The following is a 1,427-nucleotide window of genomic DNA, read 5'->3' as shown; positions in this document are numbered from 1 at the left end:
TACGACAACAGGTCAACTGAGCGAAATCGGCGCCTGAGAGACTGCTGTCCTGCTTTGGAATTGTGCAACAAGGCCGCTCCAAGGTCTCGACTCTGGCAAGGAAAAAGAGATAAAGCAGCAATCTGCCACGGAGATGGTCATTGGAGGGAAGCGAGCTAGGCCGATTCACTTCTCTCTGCAAGATGTCACATAATTTGGCGGCAGCATTTCCCAGAAGCAGGGTGTCTGGTCGTAAGATAGGCTTATCACGACGGAGCCGGATGATCGCAGGGACCTTTGCCGATGTGAAACCACACATCTTTTGCCCATGCACCAAAATAGCATCGAGGATCTGCAGCTCAAGCGTTTGGACCTCTGGATCCGTTCTGAACTTGGCCACTACGCGTTTTAAAAAACCAGGCTCAAAATGAGTTGTCGATTGATTGAACTGTATCGTCTTGAACAAGCTCTTTAGGACATAGCTAAATTCTTCTGTTACCCGTTCTGCAAGTGGCGACTTATCCAGTTGTTGCTCAATAAGAAAGCATAACTCATCACGCTGTTCACTCTCATACAGATCCGTCAGGAAATCGACGATGGTATGGCTTGCCATCCGACCTCCGATAACATCTCATCCAAAATAGGAGCCAGATAACGGCTGGCCTCTACATGACTTAATGCCGAGTAGTATCCCAAAGGGGTCTGCCCGGTCATCCAATGCCCCATCTGCCAATCGATCAACTCTGTCTCCACCTGCCTCTTGATCAACTGGCTCTTCATCCAATGGCGACCCGCATTAGAAGGCAGCCTCAGTTCCTCAGGAAGAAAGCTCGTCAGCGCTTTGGGAAATAGATTCACCGCATGCCATTGTCGATTGACCTGCTTGAAATGAAATAAGGGCCCCAGTTCACGCCGAGAGTTGCGAACAGACTGATACCACACAGAGGAGTCAGAAAGCCCTAACGCCAATAACACCTCATCCGCCTTGAGTAGCTGGTCAATAGTGTTAGCTAAGGCCGGCTCGATGCAACGCAGTAGCTCGGCAAGTGCGGCTAGGTGGGCAGCATAGAAGCCCAGTTGTTTTTCCAACAATTCCGGCATGCAGACCAAACGGGCATGAGTAAAGTCGCTGTCGTCCTTGTCACTGATCCCTAACAAACGATACGCCTGTAAATGCAACGACAAGGATGGCAGCGGGTTATATACAGCCCGATAGCCAGTCGAAAACATCAACAAATATGTTGTATAGGCCGCATATGCATTGTGATAACGGATGATGTCCTCAAGCGGAAACGTCAAGAACGGCTGAGACTGATCCACCCATCCAAGAAGATGCCGAACCAATGCTCTACATGTGTCCTGGGAGGGAGTCAGGGCGGGAGCACACTTTGTTGATATTTTAACCAAAGAATAACTGAGCCCGATAGTCGTCATTCCAGCCGGCTCTT

General features: G+C 49.8%; 2 protein-coding genes. Both read right to left on the bottom strand.

Going from position 1 to position 1,427, the window contains the following annotated elements; translation table 11 throughout:
- Positions 1-592, bottom strand: a 592-nt coding sequence (locus tag OKB81_RS20320; RefSeq protein ID WP_270805431.1) for a hypothetical protein, incomplete at its 3' end; no start/stop codon positions are given.
- Positions 562-1,427, bottom strand: an 866-nt coding sequence (locus OKB81_RS20315; RefSeq protein ID WP_270805430.1) for a hypothetical protein, incomplete at its 5' end; no start/stop codon positions are given. The genes OKB81_RS20315 and OKB81_RS20320, both read right to left, overlap by 31 nt.

Source organism: Aeromonas sp. QDB56 (genome assembly GCF_027705505.1).
GTDB classification, from domain to species: domain Bacteria; phylum Pseudomonadota; class Gammaproteobacteria; order Enterobacterales; family Aeromonadaceae; genus Aeromonas; species Aeromonas caviae.
This window is presented reverse-complemented; position numbering and strand designations above follow the sequence as displayed.